The organism is Massiliimicrobium timonense, assembly GCF_002160865.1.
Taxonomy (GTDB): Bacteria; Bacillota_I; Bacilli_A; order Erysipelotrichales; family Coprobacillaceae; genus Allocoprobacillus.
Window position 1 is genome coordinate 1 of the sequence record NZ_NFLJ01000030.1, and the last position, 18204, is coordinate 18204.

Annotated in this window: 17 protein-coding genes and 11 tRNA genes; 23 read left to right on the forward strand and 5 right to left on the reverse strand. The window is 33.0% G+C overall.

Annotated elements, in window-relative coordinates; translation table 11 throughout:
* The 3 genes from B5E75_RS14450 to B5E75_RS10055 all read right to left on the reverse strand — a co-directional run.
* On the reverse strand, positions 1 to 160 hold a 160-nt coding region (locus tag B5E75_RS14450), incomplete at its 3' end, for a family 1 glycosylhydrolase (RefSeq protein ID WP_143746959.1).
* A gap of 11 nt (positions 161 to 171) precedes the next feature.
* Positions 172 to 411: a SemiSWEET transporter gene (locus tag B5E75_RS10050; protein ID WP_087358867.1), complete on the reverse strand. Its 240-nt coding sequence runs from the start codon at positions 409 to 411 to the stop codon at positions 172 to 174.
* Between the two features lie 158 nt (positions 412 to 569).
* The gene (locus B5E75_RS10055) at positions 570 to 1412 is read right to left on the reverse strand and encodes a MurR/RpiR family transcriptional regulator (RefSeq protein WP_087358869.1); all 843 of its coding nucleotides are present in this window, start codon (positions 1410 to 1412) and stop codon (positions 570 to 572) included.
* A gap of 167 nt (positions 1413 to 1579) precedes the next feature.
* On the opposite strand from B5E75_RS10055, the gene B5E75_RS10060 reads away from it, so the two are divergent.
* The 3 genes from B5E75_RS10060 to pap all read left to right on the forward strand — a co-directional run bounded on the left by B5E75_RS10060 (position 1580) and on the right by pap (position 5013).
* Positions 1580 to 2557, forward strand: a complete 978-nt coding sequence (locus B5E75_RS10060) for an ROK family protein (protein ID WP_087358871.1) — start codon at positions 1580 to 1582, stop codon at positions 2555 to 2557.
* Entirely contained in the window at positions 2550 to 3440 is an 891-nt protein-coding gene (locus B5E75_RS10065; RefSeq protein ID WP_087358873.1) for a PHP domain-containing protein, read from the forward strand. The genes B5E75_RS10060 and B5E75_RS10065 overlap by 8 nt, the downstream gene beginning before the upstream one ends.
* A 97-nt stretch (positions 3441 to 3537) precedes the next feature.
* Positions 3538 to 5013: a polyphosphate:AMP phosphotransferase gene (pap, locus tag B5E75_RS10070; RefSeq protein WP_087358875.1), complete on the forward strand. Its 1476-nt coding sequence runs from the start codon at positions 3538 to 3540 to the stop codon at positions 5011 to 5013.
* 21 nt (positions 5014 to 5034) lie between these two features.
* Here the strand turns inward: pap and B5E75_RS10075 are convergent, their stop codons facing one another.
* Entirely contained in the window at positions 5035 to 5811 is a 777-nt protein-coding gene (locus B5E75_RS10075) for a Cof-type HAD-IIB family hydrolase (RefSeq protein WP_087358877.1), read from the reverse strand.
* 132 nt (positions 5812 to 5943) lie between these two features.
* On the opposite strand from B5E75_RS10075, the gene B5E75_RS10080 reads away from it, so the two are divergent.
* From B5E75_RS10080 to B5E75_RS10175, 20 genes are all read left to right on the forward strand, one after another.
* Positions 5944 to 6855: an AEC family transporter gene (locus B5E75_RS10080; RefSeq protein WP_087358879.1), complete on the forward strand. Its 912-nt coding sequence runs from the start codon at positions 5944 to 5946 to the stop codon at positions 6853 to 6855.
* Between the two features lie 72 nt (positions 6856 to 6927).
* The gene (recG, locus tag B5E75_RS10085; protein ID WP_087358881.1) at positions 6928 to 8937 is read left to right on the forward strand and encodes an ATP-dependent DNA helicase RecG; all 2010 of its coding nucleotides are present in this window, start codon (positions 6928 to 6930) and stop codon (positions 8935 to 8937) included.
* A 35-nt stretch (positions 8938 to 8972) separates the two neighbouring features.
* Positions 8973 to 9956, forward strand: a complete 984-nt coding sequence (gene plsX / locus B5E75_RS10090) for a phosphate acyltransferase PlsX (RefSeq protein ID WP_087358882.1) — start codon at positions 8973 to 8975, stop codon at positions 9954 to 9956.
* Positions 9953 to 10636 (forward strand): ribonuclease III, encoded by a 684-nt coding sequence (rnc, locus tag B5E75_RS10095; RefSeq protein ID WP_087358884.1) that lies wholly within the window; start codon positions 9953 to 9955, stop codon positions 10634 to 10636. The genes plsX and rnc overlap by 4 nt, the downstream gene beginning before the upstream one ends.
* Positions 10637 to 10695: 59 nt before the next feature.
* Complete coding sequence (locus B5E75_RS10100; protein ID WP_087358886.1) at positions 10696 to 10962, forward strand: LysM peptidoglycan-binding domain-containing protein; 267 nt, start codon at positions 10696 to 10698, stop codon at positions 10960 to 10962.
* Between the two features lie 53 nt (positions 10963 to 11015).
* The gene (locus tag B5E75_RS10105; RefSeq protein ID WP_087358888.1) at positions 11016 to 11372 is read left to right on the forward strand and encodes an FMN-binding protein; all 357 of its coding nucleotides are present in this window, start codon (positions 11016 to 11018) and stop codon (positions 11370 to 11372) included.
* A gap of 116 nt (positions 11373 to 11488) precedes the next feature.
* Positions 11489 to 12958, forward strand: a complete 1470-nt coding sequence (locus tag B5E75_RS10110; RefSeq protein WP_087358889.1) for a nicotinate phosphoribosyltransferase — start codon at positions 11489 to 11491, stop codon at positions 12956 to 12958.
* Positions 12959 to 12984: 26 nt separating this feature from the next.
* A complete protein-coding gene (locus B5E75_RS10115) occupies positions 12985 to 13815 on the forward strand; it encodes a prephenate dehydrogenase (RefSeq protein WP_087358891.1) in 831 nt (276 codons plus the stop codon).
* A gap of 211 nt (positions 13816 to 14026) precedes the next feature.
* A tRNA-Cys gene (locus B5E75_RS10120) sits at positions 14027 to 14101 on the forward strand.
* Between the two features lie 5 nt (positions 14102 to 14106).
* Positions 14107 to 14195, forward strand: a tRNA-Leu gene (locus tag B5E75_RS10125).
* Positions 14196 to 14293: 98 nt separating this feature from the next.
* Positions 14294 to 14370, forward strand: a tRNA-Arg gene (locus B5E75_RS10130).
* A 14-nt stretch (positions 14371 to 14384) separates the two neighbouring features.
* A tRNA-Pro gene (locus tag B5E75_RS10135) sits at positions 14385 to 14461 on the forward strand.
* A 6-nt stretch (positions 14462 to 14467) separates the two neighbouring features.
* Positions 14468 to 14543: transfer RNA gene (locus tag B5E75_RS10140), tRNA-Ala, on the forward strand.
* Between the two features lie 9 nt (positions 14544 to 14552).
* Positions 14553 to 14645: transfer RNA gene (locus B5E75_RS10145), tRNA-Ser, on the forward strand.
* 9 nt (positions 14646 to 14654) lie between these two features.
* A tRNA-Met gene (locus B5E75_RS10150) sits at positions 14655 to 14731 on the forward strand.
* Between the two features lie 3 nt (positions 14732 to 14734).
* Positions 14735 to 14811: transfer RNA gene (locus B5E75_RS10155), tRNA-Asp, on the forward strand.
* A gap of 8 nt (positions 14812 to 14819) precedes the next feature.
* Positions 14820 to 14895 (forward strand) — tRNA-Phe (locus tag B5E75_RS10160).
* A gap of 26 nt (positions 14896 to 14921) precedes the next feature.
* Positions 14922 to 14998, forward strand: a tRNA-Met gene (locus B5E75_RS10165).
* Positions 14999 to 15038: 40 nt separating this feature from the next.
* Positions 15039 to 15115 (forward strand) — tRNA-Ile (locus B5E75_RS10170).
* Between the two features lie 126 nt (positions 15116 to 15241).
* Positions 15242 to 17599, forward strand: coding sequence for an HAD-IC family P-type ATPase (locus tag B5E75_RS10175; RefSeq protein ID WP_087358893.1), 2358 nt, complete (start codon positions 15242 to 15244; stop codon positions 17597 to 17599).
* Here the strand turns inward: B5E75_RS10175 and B5E75_RS10180 are convergent.
* Positions 17575 to 18120, reverse strand: a complete 546-nt coding sequence (locus B5E75_RS10180; RefSeq protein ID WP_087358895.1) for a hypothetical protein — start codon at positions 18118 to 18120, stop codon at positions 17575 to 17577. The two genes, B5E75_RS10175 and B5E75_RS10180, sit on opposite strands and share 25 nt — an antisense overlap.
* Between the last annotated feature and the right edge of the window lie 84 nt (positions 18121 to 18204).

Genomic DNA, 18204 nt, shown 5'->3' on the forward strand with positions numbered 1-18204 from the left:
CATTTTCATCAATGACAGGTGTAATCTTTCTTGGACTGGCATGGCTACCTACAGTCATAATATCTGATACATTGATACCTTTGCCACCATCACGCCATCCACCTTCAACTTGATGGGCGACAACTGCACCGCCCCATAAAAAATCCTTTTTTAAAGTCATTTTGTTTCCTCCTATTTATATATGATTTTATAAGTTAAGATGATAGAAGCAAATACAAAGGTAATCGTATTAGCTCCAATTAAGTTATAATCCTGAATATTCCATCCATGAATAATCCATAGAAAAACACCAAACACAAACATCGTATACATGCCTAAAGAAATACTTGATGTATCTTTTGTTTTGATAACTTGATAAGCCTGTGGTAAAAATGATAATGTTGTAAGTATGGCAGCAATGGTTCCAATCATCAATAATCCCCCTTTCTTGATAAGTCATCTTAAACTTTTAACATGATTATCATAGCGTATTTTTTGAGTATGACAAGGCTTTGAAAGTGTTATGCAATGATGTTACAAAAATAATGTAAAAAAGCATATTTGTCAGTTGCATTGCAACAAAAAAGCAGTCAACGACTGCCATCTTTACGCTCATATAATGTTCCATAGAGTTGATCAAGTTCTTTTGCTTGTTGGAGGTTTTCTGAAATCATAATACTATAAATTAAATCAAAAATATATTTTAAAGAAATATAGAAAACCATATCTTTAAGATTTTCAAATTCATCATGAATGACACCGTATAATATTAGAGCTTGTTTTTTTGCTAGAGCATTCTCTTTGTGACTTGTAATAATAATCAAGGGGATTTTTCTTTTGATCAGAATATCAGCAATCTTTAAAAGATGTTGATCCTTTCCATTTTTACTTACCATAATAACAGTATGGTGAGTATCGACATTTAAACCTAACCATAATTGTTTATCTCTATTTTGATAAACAGTTGTAATTTTACCCGTACTTAATAATAAATGACTTATATATTCACTAATACAGGCATTAGTATCATTAGCGATAATATCAATATAAGAATTTTGTAAAAGCAATGACATGACTTTTTGAAGATTTTCTATTGATATGAAATCTTTGGTCTGATTAATGATTCCTGTTTCAATTTTTGCTAATTTATCTTTAATGGATTGGAAGTTTTCATGGGAAAGAATTTCCATTTCTTTTAAATAATACTGACTTAAAAATGACTGCAGATGAATTTTAAAATCATTATAGTTATCGAAACCAAGTTTTTTAATACATCTGATGACAGCTGTAGCACTTGTAAATGTTTTTTTAGCGAGTTGATGAGTAGATAAATGAATAACTTCATCACTATGATCAATGATGTATTGAATCAAGTAGAGATCATTATCATTGAGTTTATAATCGTGTGCTATACGCTCTATTATTGTCTTCATGAAAACCACCTCTTATTCATTATACTTAATTTTCTTCAATGCGTCACGATAAATTCTAAAAGGAATTTTTTTCAAAAATGGGAAATGAATATATTTTTGAATAAGGATATGCTATGATAAAGATAACTTTCGATAAGTCTTGACGAAAGTGAGAAAAGAGGGATAATTTGTCAAAAGTCAATGATTTGAAATTCATGAATATACAAAAAATCAGAAAATGTTTTTATCAAAAGAAAATCTGGACCAAAGCAGAACTTGCCAGTGTTACACAATTATCATTAGCTTCTATTACAAATATTTTACAGGAATTGCTGAAAAGTCAAGAAATCTTATTTATTGGCGAAAATGATTCAACAGGAGGAAGAAAATCAAAACAATATGTTTTGAATAAGGATTATTGTCATCTCTTAAAGGTGATTTTAAAAAAACAAAAAGATCATGATGAAGTGATTTGTATAGATGTGGATTTGTTTAATCATATTATTTTAAAAAAACATGTATCTTTTTTATGTCTTAGACAAGATGAATTGAAAAATATTTTGATAGAGATAATTCAAAATGATCATTTCATAACAATGATGAGCTTGAGTGTACCTGGTGTTTGTCATGATGGAATAGTAGATGTTTGTGATTTTAAGGCATTTGAGAATATGGATTTGAAAGCATATATCCAGACTTTTTACTCACATCAGATTATCATTGAAAATGATGTGAATATTGCCAGTATTGGTTTTTCGGCTTTATATCCAAACTATCAACATATGGTTCTGGTTTATCAGCCATTAGTGGAATATATTGGATGTGGTATGATTATCAATGGAACATTGTATGATGGATTTACACATTTTGCTGGAGAATTACGATACTTACCATTTTATACTTTACAACAACAAGATCAGTTATTAAAAACCAATCCTATGGAATTATTGGAAAAACAGTTGACAACTCTTTGTTGTGTTATGAATCCAGAAATCATTGGCATCTTTAGTGATGTGATTGATGATGTCAGTGATATACATCTTTCAGGTATTCCAGCTACACATCAGCCACAAATTGTTGATGTGGAAGATTTGTATCCATTGATTGAATCAGGACTTTATCGAATGAGTATGCAAAAAATAATGGAGGAAAAAGAAGATGAATAAGAGTCATATTGATTTACATATGCATAGTATATATAGTGACGATGGGGAATATTCACCTGAACAACTTGTTAGAATGTGTCATGAAGCAGGTGTTCGTATTATGGCCATTGCTGATCATAACTGGATCAAAGCGAATAAGGAAGCTAAAGAACAGGCACAGGCATTAGGCATAACATATATTCCAGCCATTGAAATTGACTGTACTTATCAAGGAGTTAATTTACATGTACTTGGTTATGGTATTGATGATGATCCATCATTAAATCAATTAGGGGAAAGTATTGAAAAGCAGGAATTAGCCTGTAGTATGAAAAAATTGGAACTGACTAATGCTTTAGGTTTTGATTTGAAAAAGGAACAGCTTGATGCTTTGTCTGATAACGGTGTTTATACAGGGGAAATGTTTGGAGAAGCATTATTGAAAGATCCAAGATATCAAGATCATGAATTGTTGAAATGTTATCGTGAAGGAGGTTCACGTAGTGATAATCCTTATGTGAACTTTTATTGGGATTATTATGCACAGGGAAAGCCATGCTATACAGAAATTTATTTTCCTACATTAGAAGATACAATTCAATTGATTCATCATCATGGTGGTATAGCTGTACTGGCACATCCGGGTAATAATTTGAAAGGAAAATATGAATTATTTGATGAAATGGTGGCTTTAGGTTTAGAGGGGGTAGAATGTTTTTCAAGTTATCATACACCAGAAACAAATGACTATTTTTATCAAAAAGCGAAAGCATTAAATATTTTATATACTTGTGGCAGTGATTTTCATGGCAAGACAAAACCTGCTATTCATTTAGGAGAAAATGGTTGTCCTCAACCTTATGAGATTGAACAACTTTTAAGAACATATCAATTGATAAAATAATGCCTGTTATGGGTATTATTTTTATTTTGATTGGCTTTTTTATTTAAACGCTTACATAAAAGTGATAAAATAAAATTATGTAGGTAGGAGGAGAATTATGTTAAAGAATTATAATTTTGAACAAATTGAAATTGCGCCCGATATTGAAGAATGTTTAGAAAATGCAAAACTGGAGTTGTCTAAAAAACAGATGATATTAAAAGAAAAGAAATTACCTGTCATTGTGTTGTTTGAAGGATGGGGAGCATCTGGCATAGGGACAACACTTGGAAAAGTGATTCAAAATATGGACCCTCGTTTTTATAATGTTGAAACGATGAATAAGATCAGTGAAGATGAACAACGTCGTCCATTTTTATATCGCTATTTTTTGCGTATTCCGGAAAATGGTATGGCCACTTTTTATGATCATGGCTGGATGAACGATTTAACAAAACAATACATGCATCAGACCATTTCTAAAAAAACATATCATCAACGCATCAAAAGTATTCAAAAGTTTGAAAGAACATTAGTGGATAATAGTTATCTTGTGATTAAATTCTTTTTCCATATTTCCAGATATGAACAAACGCAGCGTATGCATAAATTATTAAAAAATAAAAATACAAAATGGCGTGTCAGTGATGAAGATTTATATCAGAATAAACATTATGAAGAATATCTTGATATCTATGATGATTATATGAATGCGACAAATGATTCTTATGCACCTTGGTATGTGATTGATGCGACAAATAAAAAATTAGCACAATTACAAGTTTTAGAAACATTAATGAGCTGTATTCAAGAACATCTTGATCATCCAAAACAGGATGCTCCTTTGATTGACAACGTTTTTGAAATGCGTGAAATGATTCATTTGGATGATTATGATTTAAGTGTGAGCATCAGTGATGAAACATATCGTAAAGAATTAAAAAAATGCCGTAAAAAATTAATGAAATTACATAATAAACTTTATCGTCGAAAGATTCCAGTGATTATTGCCTATGAAGGATGGGATGCAGCTGGAAAAGGTGGAAATATTAAAAGAGTGACTTCTGGACTTGATCCAAGAGGTTATACAGTTTATCCAATTGCTGCTCCTGATAAAAGTGAATTGAATAGACATTATTTATGGCGTTTTTATAAACGTCTGCCTAAAGATGGACATATTGCGATTTTTGATAGAACATGGTATGGTCGTGTCATGGTTGAAAGATTAGAGGGCTTCTGTAGTGAAAATGATTGGCAGAGAGCTTATAATGAAATGAATGAATTTGAAAAAGAACTTTATGACTGGGGTGCCATTGTTATTAAATTCTGGGTACAGATTGATAATCAGACGCAATTAGAACGTTTTACGGAACGTCAAAATACACCGGAAAAACAATGGAAGATTACAGAAGAAGATTGGCGTAATCGTGAAAAATGGGATTTGTATGAAAATGCTATTACAGAAATGTTGCAAAAGACTAATACAATTTTTGCACCTTGGTATATTCTTGAATCAGTTGATAAAAAATATGCCCGTATTAAGGCAATGAAAATTGTGATTCGTGAAATTGAAAAAAGATTAGAGAAAAAATAAGAATAGGGCAGAACCTTATTCTTATTTTTCTAATAAATGGTAATGTAAACAGGCTTTATAAATGCCATCATGATCAACATCATCAGTGACATAGTCTACAACGGATTTAACTTTATCACTGGCATTATTCATAGCAACACTGATGGCTACATGCTGTAACATGGGGATATCATTTCCACCATCACCAAAAGCCATTGTTGAAGATAAATCTATATCATAATATTTTAAAAATTTATCAATACCATGTTGTTTAGAACCACCCATAGGTGAAATATCACAAAATGTTGGATACCATCTGGAAGCATGACAATGTGGCATGACTTTTAATAATTCTTTTTCTTCTTTTTCATCAACAAAGCACATGCACTGATAAATTTTTTTATGAACGACTTCACTACAGTCTTTGGCTGGATGATCATCATTATGAGTGATTTTGTGGATTTCATCAACCAGATGATTACGCATATTAAAATATTTGGTATGTTCTTCAGTAAAACCGCAAGGAAAAGGTTTTTCTTTTAAATAATCTAATAAACTTTGAATGTCTAATGGATCAATTGTATTTTCATAGATAACTTTTTCATGAGTAAAACAATATTGTCCATTTAAAGTGATATAACCATCAAAAGGAAAACCTTCTAATATATCTAAACCATCTTTCCCTCTACCTGTCGCAATAAATAATTTAATACCTTGCTTTTTTAAAGCTTTTAAAGTTTGGAATGTTGAATAAGGAACTTGATGAGTCTGAAAACTAGCTAATGTTCCATCAATGTCAAAAAATATCGCTTGAATCATAATATCCTCCTGTTTTTCTTTGATATTTATTATATCAATCATTTTTTGATTTCACAATTTTTTTCAAATGTTGCTTGTTTTTTCTTTTTATATTTAGACATGTTATAATGCATAGAGAAAGAAGGGGTTTATATGTTTGATGTTTTTATAACGTCATTGACTTTTGTACTTATTATTGTGATTGCTTATACATTGAAGAAATGGAAAGTTTTAAAAAAACAGGATGCCAATATTTTAGCAACCATTATTATGAATGTCACCTTGCCTTGTGCCTTGCTGACAAGTGCCAATGGGATTTCGTTAGATATCACCATTATTATTTTAATAATCATAGGTATTCTTTCTAATGTTTTGATGATTGTTGTGGGGTATATCGCTTCAAGAAAAGAACGTCCTATTTTAAAAGGAACTTATATGATTAATGTTTCAGGTTATAATATCGGTAATTTCATTCTTCCTTTTATACAGGCATTTTATCCAGGAATGGGTGTTGTCTATTTATGTTCTTTTGATATTGGAAATGCTTTGATGGGACTGGGAATCACATATGCTTTGGCTGATCATGTGGCAAGTGGTGAAAATTCATTTTCTTTACAGGAAACATTGAAAAAGCTGTTTTCATCTATTCCATTTGATGTGTATCTATTGATTTTCTTGATGGCTATTTTTCAGTTACAGTTTCCATCGTTTGTGCTATCTATCGCAACGACTATTGGGGCAGGGAATAGCTTTTTAGCAATGATGATGATTGGATTAATGCTGGAAGTTAAAGTGGCTTCTCATGAAGCTTTGCACGTGATAAAAATTATCGTTTTAAGAATTGCTGGAAATTTGCTACTGGCAGGAGTGGCTTTTATGATTTTACCATTACCTTTACTTGCTAAAGAAATTTTAATTATGGCTCTTTTAGCTCCGTTATCTTCAGTTTCAGCTGTCTTTTGTCAAAAGATTGGATATAGTGGGGATATGCCAGCGACGACAAATTCTTTAAGCATCATTATATCTATTATAAGTATGTTTATTCTGTTATTGATTTTTGTATAATCTAAGATATTCTTGAATAGAGAGTATCTTTTTTTTAAATTTATGATACAATAAACGACAGGTGGTGAGAAGATGACAGATATTCGCTTATTAAAAACAACAGAGAAACGTTTAGAACTTTTAAGACAAATGAATATTCATACATTAGAAGATTTGGTATCACAATATCCGTATCGTTATGAAATCATTGAAGAACAATATCCTACAGATGAAGATGATCATGTTGTTATTGAGGGGACAGTTATCTCACCCGTAAAGATTTTTTTTAAAGGCAGAATGTCAAGAATGACATTTGAAGTCGAGGATCGTTATTTACAACATTTTCAAGTCACTATTTTTAATCGTCATTTTTTAAGACAATATTTAAAAATAGATACAATTGTGACAATCATAGGAAAATGTCAAAACCATCGTATCACAGCCTCAGATTTAAAAGTCAAACCTCTACAGGAAATAAAAGGGATTTATCCGGTTTATTCATTAAAAGAAGGGTTAACTCAAAAATCATTTAGACAATATATCAAAAAAGCATTACATCTTTTACATCAACAGATTGAAGACTTTATTCCTGAAAAATATTTAATTCAACATCATCTTATTCGTAAGGAAAATGCTCTGTATTGTATTCATTTTCCAGAAAATAAAAAAGATATTCAAGAAGCTTTAAAATATTTAAAATATGAGGAATTTTTAAAATTTCAATTAACGATGCAATTGATTAAACAACAGCGTATTCAAGAAATTGGGATGGCTAAAGATTTTGATGTGACTGTTTTTCAAAACTGGATTTTATCTTTACCTTTTCCACTCACAACAGATCAGCAGAAGGCTATTAAAGATATTGTGGAAGATTTAAAAAGTCCTCATATGATGTATCGTTTTTTGCAGGGAGATGTGGGAAGTGGAAAAACTGTTGTCAGTTTGGCTGCTTTATATGCTAATTATTTAGCAGGATTTCAAGGAGCATTGATGGCTCCTACAGAAATTTTAGCAACACAACATTATCAGACTTTAACTCATTTTTTAGAAGAAACACCTGTTCGTATTGAATTATTGACGGGATCTTTATCAGTAAAAGAAAAAGAAGCAAGCTATCAAAGAATAGCTCAAGGAGAAGCAGACATCATCGTTGGAACACATGCTTTATTTCAAGATAAAGTGGTTTATTCTAAACTAGGACTCGTTATTACTGATGAGCAGCATCGTTTTGGTGTAATGCAAAGAAAGGCATTGAAAAACAAAGGACAACAGGTTGATTTTTTAATCATGAGTGCTACACCTATTCCCCGTACTTTAGCTATTTCTATGTATGGTGATATGGATGTGTCAACCATCAAAACAATGCCTCAAGGACGATTGCCTGTTATTACCAAGTATATTCATTCTGCTTCAATGAAACCTATTCTAAAAGATTTAAAGAATTATCTGGCACGTGGGGGTCAATGTTATGTGATTTGTCCTCTGGTAGAAGAAAGTGATCATCTGGAAGCTAAGAGTGCGATGCAGATTGCTGATGCGATGCAAAGATATTTTCAAAAACAGTATCATGTTGGATTATTACATGGACAAATGAAAGATGAAGATAAAGAAAAAGTTATGACAGGTTTTTTAAATAATACCATTCAAATTCTTGTTTCCACAACGGTTGTGGAAGTAGGGGTTGATGTGAAAAATGCCAATATGATGGTTATTTATAATGCTGAACGTTTTGGGTTAAGTCAATTACATCAATTACGTGGACGTATTGGACGTGGGAAGGAACAGGCTTATTGTTATTTGATGAGTGCTTCTTCGTCACCAGAAGCAAAAGAGCGTTTACAGTATCTAGAAAAGAGTCATGATGGTTTTGAAATTTCTTTGTATGATTTAAAATTAAGAGGACCCGGTGAAGTCTTGGGACAGCGTCAAAGTGGTTTGCCGACTTTTCTGGTGGCAGATGTGATGAAAGATTTTCCGATTTTATCAGTGGCTAGAAAAGATGCCCAAGAAATGATTTATGATTATGTTCAAAATCATGAGTATCAAGGAATCATGAGTCAGATTCAAGAGAAATTGAAAGTGAATAATGAATATGTTGATTAAATATGTTATACTTACAAACAAGGAGTGAATGGAACATGTATAAATTATCAATAGATGCAATGAGTGGAGATTTAGGAAGTGCAATTGTGGTGGAAGCTTGTGAGATGTTTATAAAAAGCCATCATGATGCAGAACTTTATGTAACTGGGAAAAAAGAAGAATTAGAAAAATTATCAAGTTATCCTCATATTCATATTGTCGATGCCAGAGATATTGTGAAAATGGATGATGGAATTATGTCAGTGCGTCGTAAAAAGGAATCAAGCATGGTAAAAGCTGTGATGATGGCTAGAGAAGGAATTGTCGATGGGGTTGTTTCTTGTGGCTCTACAGGGGCTTTTTATACGAGTGCAATGTTATTTTTAAAACGTATTGAAGGTGTTGAAAAATCATGTTTAATGGTTATGATGCCAACTTATAATGGCAAAGGTATGGCCATGCTGGATGTTGGTGCCAATGCTGAAAATACGGCAGAGCAGCTTTATGATTTTGCAATTATGGGATATATTTATGCCAAAAATATACGTGGTATTCAGCAACCTCGTGTCGCTTTATTGAATATTGGAACGGAATCAAAAAAGGGAGATGAAACACATCAAAAAGCTTATCAATTATTACAACAAAGTGATCGTTTGCATTTTGTTGGCAATGTAGAAGGACGCGATATCCTCAGTGGTGATTATGATGTTGTGGTCACTGATGGTTTTAGTGGGAATATTGCTTTAAAGACTTGTGAGGGTGTTGCAGGAACTTTAATGAAAATGATTAAAGAAAGTATGATGTCTTCTTTTAAGGGAAAACTAGGAGCATTACTAGCAAAATCATCATTATATAGTTTAAAAGAAAAATTTGATTATAAATCTGTCGGTGGCGCTTTGATGATGGGATTTGAAAAAGCTGTTGTCAAAGCCCATGGAGCCAGCGATGCAAAAGCATTTTCTAATGCGATGGATTTAGCTTATCAGATGGTTAAAATGGATGTTGTTGGACAAATGAAAGAAGGATTAAGCCAAAAATGAAAATATTAGATTTTTTACAAAAAGAAAAAATACCATTTCAAAATTTATCACTTTATAAAGAAGCTTTTACACATGCTTCTTATGCCAATGAATCTCATTATGTGCATAAAGATTATGAGCGTTTAGAATTTATGGGTGATGCTGTTTTGCAGTTATATGTATCAGAATTTATTTTTAAGCTCTTTCCCGATGCCCCAGAAGGAACATTGACAACGTTACGTAGTAAGCTAGTTAGAGAAGAATCACTGGCACGTTTTTCTAAAGAACTGGGACTTGGAGAACTCCTTTATCTAGGGGTTGGAGAAGAAAAAAGTGGTGGTCGTGAGCGCGAGAGTGTTTTAGCTAATATTTTTGAGTCTTTTGTAGGTGCACTCTATTTGGATTGTGGTAAAGATGAAGTTTTAAAAATTTTACATCAAACGATTTTTAGACATGTTAATGATTTAGATTATGATGATATTACAGATTATAAAACAACGCTTCAAGAACTGATTCAAGCCGATCAACGTCGTACCGTAACATATGAACTCTTAGAAACATCTGGACCATCTAATGCCCCAGAATTTAAAGTGGCTGTGATGATGGATGATATGTGTCTAGGAATAGGAAAAGGCACAAGCAAGAAAAAGGCTGAGCAACAGGCTGCAAAAGATGCTTTGAATAAAATGGCAACAAAATAAGTGAAAACTGCCTAAACATGATTATCGAAAATACATATATTATCTTGGGAGTGATAATCATGTATAATCCATATATGTATGATGATGAAAGAATTGTCAATCCACGTGTAGGAGAGATTATCTTATATACAGTTCATAAGGGTGACAATGTTTATCGTATTGCGAAAACTTTGCATAGTGAGGTGGCATGGATTCAGGTGATGAATCAGTTGGATGATGATTTGATGATTCATCCTCAACAACAATTGCTCATCCCAATTGTTTTCCAAAAGATTCCACCAGTGCCACAGCCTTATCAAAGAGAAACCTATGATTTATATTTTTAAAAAATGCATAAGATTGAAAATTAAGCAAAAACTATAAATAGGAGGTTGAAATGATGAAAAGAGTATTCATCCTATTTGTAGTTTTTTTGTTATGTGGATGTAGTCCACAGAAAAATGAAGAAACAAAGAAAAACCAATATAAAGATGGCACTTATACAACGACGGCAATGGGATATGGTGGAGAATTTGAAGTCGAAACAACATTTAAAGATGATCGTATTCAAGATATTGTCATTAAAGAACATAATGAAACACCTTCTATTGGAGGAGTTGCTTTAGAACAAATGATTACAGCTATGAAAGAAAAGAATCATTATGATGTGGATACGATTTCTGGAGCAACAAAATCTTCTCAAGCATTGAAAGAAGCTGTCATCAAAGCTTATGAAAAAGCTAAAAATGAATCGTGATTTTTTGATGGAAAGTAGTTACAAAAAAAGTGGCTACTTTTTTTGTAAGAAACGAATAAGACTTTATTTTTTTTTTGATTTGGTATATGATAATGAAAATGATAGGGGGTTCAATAATGGAAGAAAACTATGTTGGTCGTGAAAGAAATATTACTTTAATTATGGATTTTTATGAATTAACGATGTCATACAATTATTTTAAATTAGGAAAGCAAGATGAAATTGTTTATTTTGATATGTTTTATCGTAAGAATCCTGATCAAGGTGGGTTTGTCATTTTTGCAGGTTTACAACAGCTCATTGAAGCTATTGAAAATATGCATTTTAGTGATGGAGATATTGAATATTTAAGATCTCTGAATGTTTTTGATGAAGACTTTTTTGCTTATTTAAAAGATTTTCATTTTACTGGAACAATTTATTCGGTGAAAGAAGGGACACCTGTTTTTCCTTATGAACCATTAATTACAGTCAAAGCGAAACTGATTGAAGCACAATTGATTGAAACCTTCTTACTTGTGACAATTAATCATCAGTCATTGATTGCGACAAAGGCAAGACGTATCGTTCAAGAAGCCAAAGGACGTCCAGTTATGGAGTTTGGTGCAAGACGTGCTCAGGGTTATGATGGGGCTCATTATGGAGCGAGAGCGGCCTATATTGGTGGTGTTGTAGGAAGTGCAACGGTATCGGCTGGAAAAGATTTTCATATGCCTGTGTTAGGGACAATGGCTCATTCTTTTGTGCAGTCATTTGATAGTGAGTATGAAGCGTTTAAAGCTTATGCGTTGACTTATCCGGATAATTGTGTTTTGTTGGTAGATACATATGATACTTTAAAAAGTGGTGTGCCTCACGCTATTAGAGTAGCTGAGGAAGTGCTGGCTCCAATGGGAAAAAGATTAAAAGGAATCCGTTTGGATAGTGGGGATATTGCTTATTTGACTAAAAAAGCGAGAATGATGTTGGATGTGGCTGGATTACACGATTGTCAAATTACAGTATCTAATTCATTAGATGAATATTTAATTCGCTCAGTATTGGAACAAGGAGCTCAAATTGATTCTTTTGGTGTAGGTGAAAATATGATTGTTTCAAAATCTTCACCTGTATTTGGTGGTGTTTATAAATTGGCTGCCATTGAAAAAGATGGACAAATTATTCCAAAAATAAAAATTTCTGAAAATACAGAAAAAATTACAAATCCTGGTTTTAAAAAAGTTTATCGTTTAATTGAAAAAGAAACTCAAAAAGCAATTGCAGATATTATTGCTTTCCATGATGAAGTTTTAGATGAAAATCAAGATTTAACAATCTATCATCAATTAGATTCATGGAAACATAAAACATTATATGCAGGAACATATGAAATTCATCCCCTGCAGACACTTGTTTTTGATGAGGGAAAAAATGTTTATCCACATTATTCATTAGATGAAATTAGGATTTATTCTCAACAACAAAAACAATTATTATGGGATGAAATCTTCCGTTTAGAATATCCTCATATGTATTATGTTGATTTAACAAAAAGATTATTAGATTATAAACTCAAAATGTTGGCGAAAGGAAAAAAAGGACATTAGTCCTTTCTTTTTTAAGGAAGAAGTTTATGAAAATTACAGTTGTTGGTTTAGGTGTTATTGGGGGAAGTTTTGTCAAAGCATTGAAAGGTCTGGGATATGAAGTTTATGGTGTGGATTGTGATTTAAAGACTTTGGAGATGGCAAAAGAGGAAGGTTGTATTCTCGAAGGTTATCAGGATGGACATGATATGATTGCTCAAAGTGATTTAACGATTATTTGCTTATATCCATCAAAAGTTCTGGATTTTATTGCGACACATCACTTTAAAAAGGGAAGTATTGTCACAGATGTTGTCGGTATTAAATCTTATTTCTTACAGCAGGCTCTTTCTATGATTGATAAAGATGTAGAATATATTAGTGGTCATCCTATGGCTGGACGTGAAAAAAAGGGGTATCTTTATGCCAGTAAGGAAGTTTTTGCGAAAGCAAATTATATTGTTATTCAACATCAACACAATCATCAAGAAAAAATAGAATGGATGTGCCAATTTGTTGGACAGTTGGGATTTAAAAGTGTAAAAATCATGAGTCCCTATGATCATGATGAAATTATTTCTTTTACTTCGCAGTTACCACATACTTTAGCTGTTGCATTAATGAATAGTGATGATGAAAAATATGAAACAGGTAAATATATTGGGGATTCTTTCCGTGATTTGACAAGGATTGCTAATATTAATGCGGATTTGTGGACAGAATTATTTTTTCATAATAAAGATTACTTGTTAGCTTCAATGGATCGTTTTGAAAAAGAATTTGATCAATTAAAACAGGCTATTATGAATGAGGATGAAAAGACATTGAAAGAGAAATTTTTACAATCTTCTAAGCGCCGTGAAAAATTAGAATCATAAGAGATATGTAATATGATATCTCTTTTTTTATGAGAAAATAATATTTTTTATAAAAAAATGGAATTTTTAGATTGAAAAAAATAATGGATTTAAGAAGAAAAAATCAAATAGGCAGCAATCAAAAAACAAATGGCTTTAAAAAAATGTAAAAAAGGTATTGCATAAATGTGGAAAATATTATATACTAGGTGAGCAACGAGTTAAGGAAGTTGGTTCCATAGCCAAGTTGGTAAGGCTACAGACTGCAACTCTGTCATCGTCGGTTCGAGTCCGGCTGGAACCTCCAACGTTGCCCAGGTGGCGAAATTGGTAGACGCACAGGACTTAAAATCCTGCGGACCTTAAAATCCGTGCCGGTTCGACTCCGGCCCTGGGCACCAGTTATAAAAAATCAGTTCGAAAAAAGAATTGAAAAAAATGAAAAAAAGTGTTGCAATTGAATAAGAAATGTGATATTATTGAATGGCACTGTTAAGAGGCGCTAGTAGCTCAACTGGATAGAGTGCTTGACTACGGATCAAGAGGTTGTGGGTTCGATTCCTGCCTAGCGCGCCAATCAAATAAGTCATCGGGAAGTAGCACAGCTTGGTAGTGCACCTGGTTTGGGACCAGGGGGTCGCAGGTTCGAATCCTGTCTTCCCGACCATGTAATGGGGCTTTAGCTCAGCTGGGAGAGCGCCTGCTTTGCACGCAGGAGGTCAGCGGTTCGATCCCGCTAAGCTCCACCATTATGTTGCGGAGGTTTACCCAAGTCCGGCTGAAGGGATCGGTCTTGAAAACCGACAGGGGATGAAAGTCCCGCGGGGGTTCGAATCCCTCAACCTCCGCCATTTAAATATCGCGGGATGGAGCAGTCTGGTAGCTCGTCGGGCTCATAACCCGAAGGTCGTTGGTTCAAATCCTTCTCCCGCAACCAAATGGTCTGGTAGTTCAGTTGGTTAGAATGCCGCCCTGTCACGGCGGAGGTCGCGGGTTCGAGCCCCGTCCAGACCGCCATTTGTTTTGGTTCCGTAGCTCAGTCGGTAGAGCAGAGGACTGAAAATCCTCGTGTCGCTGGTTCGATTCCGGCCGGAACCACCATTCTTTATAAAAACGATTCACTACATGGCGGGGTAGCTCAGTTGGCTAGAGCAATCGGTTCATACCCGGTGGGTCGGGGGTTCGAATCCCTTCCCCGCTACCATTAATGAATTTGGTGGTGAATACCACTTTTTATTTTACTTGGACCCTTAGCTCAGTTGGTTAGAGCTATCGGCTCATAACCGATCGGTCGAAGGTTCGAGTCCTTCAGGGTCCACCATATGTCGTCAACCTCATTTATTGAGGTTTTTTTATTTTTTATATGTTATTTTATGATATAATAATGATGTTGGTATTCATAGAGATTTCACAACAATTATGTATATTATAAAAAGCAGGTGATGAAATGGAAGATATCAAATTAATGGGATTAACACATCAACAAGTCAGTGAACGTATCAAACAAGGATTGGTTAATGTTTCTCATGATAATATTTCTAAAACGAAAAAACAGATTGTTTTAGAGCATACATTGACTTACTTTAATTGTTTAAATGTTTTCTTGGCAGCTATTATTATATCAACAGGAAGATGGACAAATCTGACATTCATGGTTGTTATTTTTGTTAATGCTTTTATTGGTATATATCAAGAATTTAAAGTTAAAAAGATTATTGATCAATTAACAGTTGTCACTGTTAAAAAAGTAAAAGTCATTCGTGATCAACAGGAGATGGTGATTCCTACTGAACAACTTGTCAAAGATGATATTATATTTCTGGAAACAGGAAATCAGATTGGAAGTGATTGTATTGTTTTAGAGTCACATGGTATTGAAGTGAATGAAGCTATGTTGACTGGAGAATCTGAACCTGTCAAAAAGAAGATGAATGATGAATTGCTATCTGGTAGTTTTGTTGTGGCTGGAAGTGCTTATGCAAAGGTGATCCGTGTTGGAAATGATAACTATTCAACAAGACTTGTTCATAAAGCTAAAAATAAAAATAATGCTTCTTCAGAGATGAAAGATTCTATTGAAAAAGTCATTAAAATATTAAGTGTTGTCATTATTCCTGTGGGGCTTGTTTTATTTTTTTCACAACGTAGTGCTTATCCAAATGATTTAGCGACAGCGATTGTAAAAACGGTGGCTGGTGTCGTCGGAATGATTCCAGAGGGACTTGTTTTATTAACGAGTTTGTCCTTTATTATCGGAGTTGGAAAATTGGCACGTAAAAAAGCATTAATTCAAGAAATGGAGGCTATTGAAGCTCTGGCTAGAGTAGATGTTCTTTGTCTTGATAAAACGGGAACAATTACAACAGGAGAATTAAAAGTTGAAAAATTGATTCCGTATCAGCCTTACGATTTACAGGATATTGAATTTGTGATGGGTGTGATGGCTCATGAGTGTGATGATGTGAATGCGACACAATTAGCTTTGCAAGATTATTTCTTTTATCCAGACCATCAAAAGATAGAGGATTATATTCCTTTTTCATCACAACGAAAAATGCGTGGTTTAACGATTGTAGGAAAAGGGCATTATGTTTTAGGTGCACCTGAATTTTTATTACCTGTCAATCATCCTGTGTTAAAAGATATTCAAACATATACCCAAAAAGGATATCGTGTTTTACTTTTAGGGCAGACAGATTCTATTGATGCCTCTACTTTACGTATTGGAAAAGTTGAAACAATGGCATTAATTATCATTTATGATTGCATTCGTCCAGAAGCGAAAGAAACATTACATTTTTTTGAAAATGCACATGTAGATATTCGTATTCTATCGGGGGATAATCCTGTCACGGTTGCCAGAGTTGCCCAATTGGCAGGGTTAAAAGACGGACATTTGTATATTGATGCTTCTACTTTGCCCGAAGATGAATTGGAAATGGAAAAGATTGTTTCTCATTACCATGTTTTTGGTCGTGTACAGCCAGAACAGAAACAACGTATTATGAAGGCTTTACAAGCCAGAGGACATGTTGTTGGGATGGTTGGTGATGGAGTGAATGATGTACTGGCTTTAAAAGATGCAGATTGTGGAATCGCAATGGCAGCTGGGAGTGACGCTGCAAAACAAGCTGCACATATTGTCTTGCTTGATTCTTCTTTTGCTTCTATGGTAGAAATTGTCAAAGAGGGGAGAGCTATCATTGCTGATATTGAAAGAGTGAGTTCACTCTATTTAACAAAAACAATTTATTCCACGATTCTTTGTCTTGTTTTTGCAGCTTTAAGAATGAGTTATCCTTTTACGCCTTTACAGTTGAGTTTAATTAGTGGTTTAGCTATTGGTTTACCAAGTTTTTTATTGACGTTAGAACGTTCTTCATCTCTATCATCACAAGGCTTTTTAAAACATGTGATTTCTACAGCAGTTCCTTGTGCTTTGACAATGATCACTTATATGCTTTTGATTACTTTTATAGGTTATCAACTGCATTTTGATGAACGTATGTTATCGACTTATTACTATCTTGTGGCTGGATTTATCAGTTTCCTTGTTGTTTTTGTTGTTTGTTTACCTTTAAATCGCCTTAGAGTGATGGTTACAAGTACAATTGCGATTATTTTCTATTTGATTTTAATGGTTATGCATGACTTCTTTGGAATCAATTCTTTATTTTCTATGTCAATGATTTTCATTATTCCAATCTGTTTGAGTACACCTTTTGTCTTATGGCTTTATAAAAAAGGAATAATCTATATCTATCAGTATTTAGAACAATATCAGCGTAAAAGTTTCAAATTATAAACCGAGATATGAGCTGTTTTTTTAGAAAGAATTTGTTGACATTGTTCCTTAGAAAGGTCAAAGAGTTTATAAGGATGAATGTTTACAGTAGATACATAAGCACCACATTTGATTTGAAATGAGCATGTTTGATGTAAATATTCAAATGTTTTATCTTGCAGATAATGATAGAGTTCAATAAAAGCAATTTCGATGAGATCTTCATTTGTATTGAACATGACCATAAAGAAGAAATTTGATCTTTCATAATAGAGATGAACATCTCCAAAATCAAAATAAGTTTTCATTTTCTCTACCAGATGTTTAGAAACATGAAAATAGAGTTGTGGATATTCTTCAATAAAATAAGGAAGAATACGATATTCAATATAAATGCCTGTTAAAAAGCGGACGGATTGTGGAATATGAAGTTGTTTGAAAAAAGGATAAAGATTTTTCTGATAATCAATATGTTGGTATGAAAAATCTGGATCTAAGATTGGAAATTGATATTGATTGTTTGTTATGTCATATATATACATTGTTTTTCACCATGAATATCGTATCATCTTTTTGATAAGAAAATTGTCGATTTATGTCGGTATGTGTATAAATAAGTCTTGATG

Coding starts and splice junctions, on each gene's coding strand:
- B5E75_RS10050 (WP_087358867.1), bottom strand. CDS start 411: ATGATTGGAACCATTGCTGCCATACTTACAACATTATCATTTTTACCA.
- B5E75_RS10055 (WP_087358869.1), bottom strand. CDS start 1,412: ATGAAGACAATAATAGAGCGTATAGCACACGATTATAAACTCAATGAT.
- B5E75_RS10065 (WP_087358873.1), top strand. CDS start 2,550: ATGAATAAGAGTCATATTGATTTACATATGCATAGTATATATAGTGAC.
- pap (WP_087358875.1), top strand. CDS start 3,538: ATGTTAAAGAATTATAATTTTGAACAAATTGAAATTGCGCCCGATATT.
- B5E75_RS10075 (WP_087358877.1), bottom strand. CDS start 5,811: ATGATTCAAGCGATATTTTTTGACATTGATGGAACATTAGCTAGTTTT.
- B5E75_RS10080 (WP_087358879.1), top strand. CDS start 5,944: ATGTTTGATGTTTTTATAACGTCATTGACTTTTGTACTTATTATTGTG.
- recG (WP_087358881.1), top strand. CDS start 6,928: ATGACAGATATTCGCTTATTAAAAACAACAGAGAAACGTTTAGAACTT.
- plsX (WP_087358882.1), top strand. CDS start 8,973: ATGTATAAATTATCAATAGATGCAATGAGTGGAGATTTAGGAAGTGCA.
- rnc (WP_087358884.1), top strand. CDS start 9,953: ATGAAAATATTAGATTTTTTACAAAAAGAAAAAATACCATTTCAAAAT.
- B5E75_RS10100 (WP_087358886.1), top strand. CDS start 10,696: ATGTATAATCCATATATGTATGATGATGAAAGAATTGTCAATCCACGT.
- B5E75_RS10105 (WP_087358888.1), top strand. CDS start 11,016: ATGAAAAGAGTATTCATCCTATTTGTAGTTTTTTTGTTATGTGGATGT.
- B5E75_RS10110 (WP_087358889.1), top strand. CDS start 11,489: ATGGAAGAAAACTATGTTGGTCGTGAAAGAAATATTACTTTAATTATG.
- B5E75_RS10115 (WP_087358891.1), top strand. CDS start 12,985: ATGAAAATTACAGTTGTTGGTTTAGGTGTTATTGGGGGAAGTTTTGTC.
- B5E75_RS10175 (WP_087358893.1), top strand. CDS start 15,242: ATGGAAGATATCAAATTAATGGGATTAACACATCAACAAGTCAGTGAA.
- B5E75_RS10180 (WP_087358895.1), bottom strand. CDS start 18,120: ATGTATATATATGACATAACAAACAATCAATATCAATTTCCAATCTTA.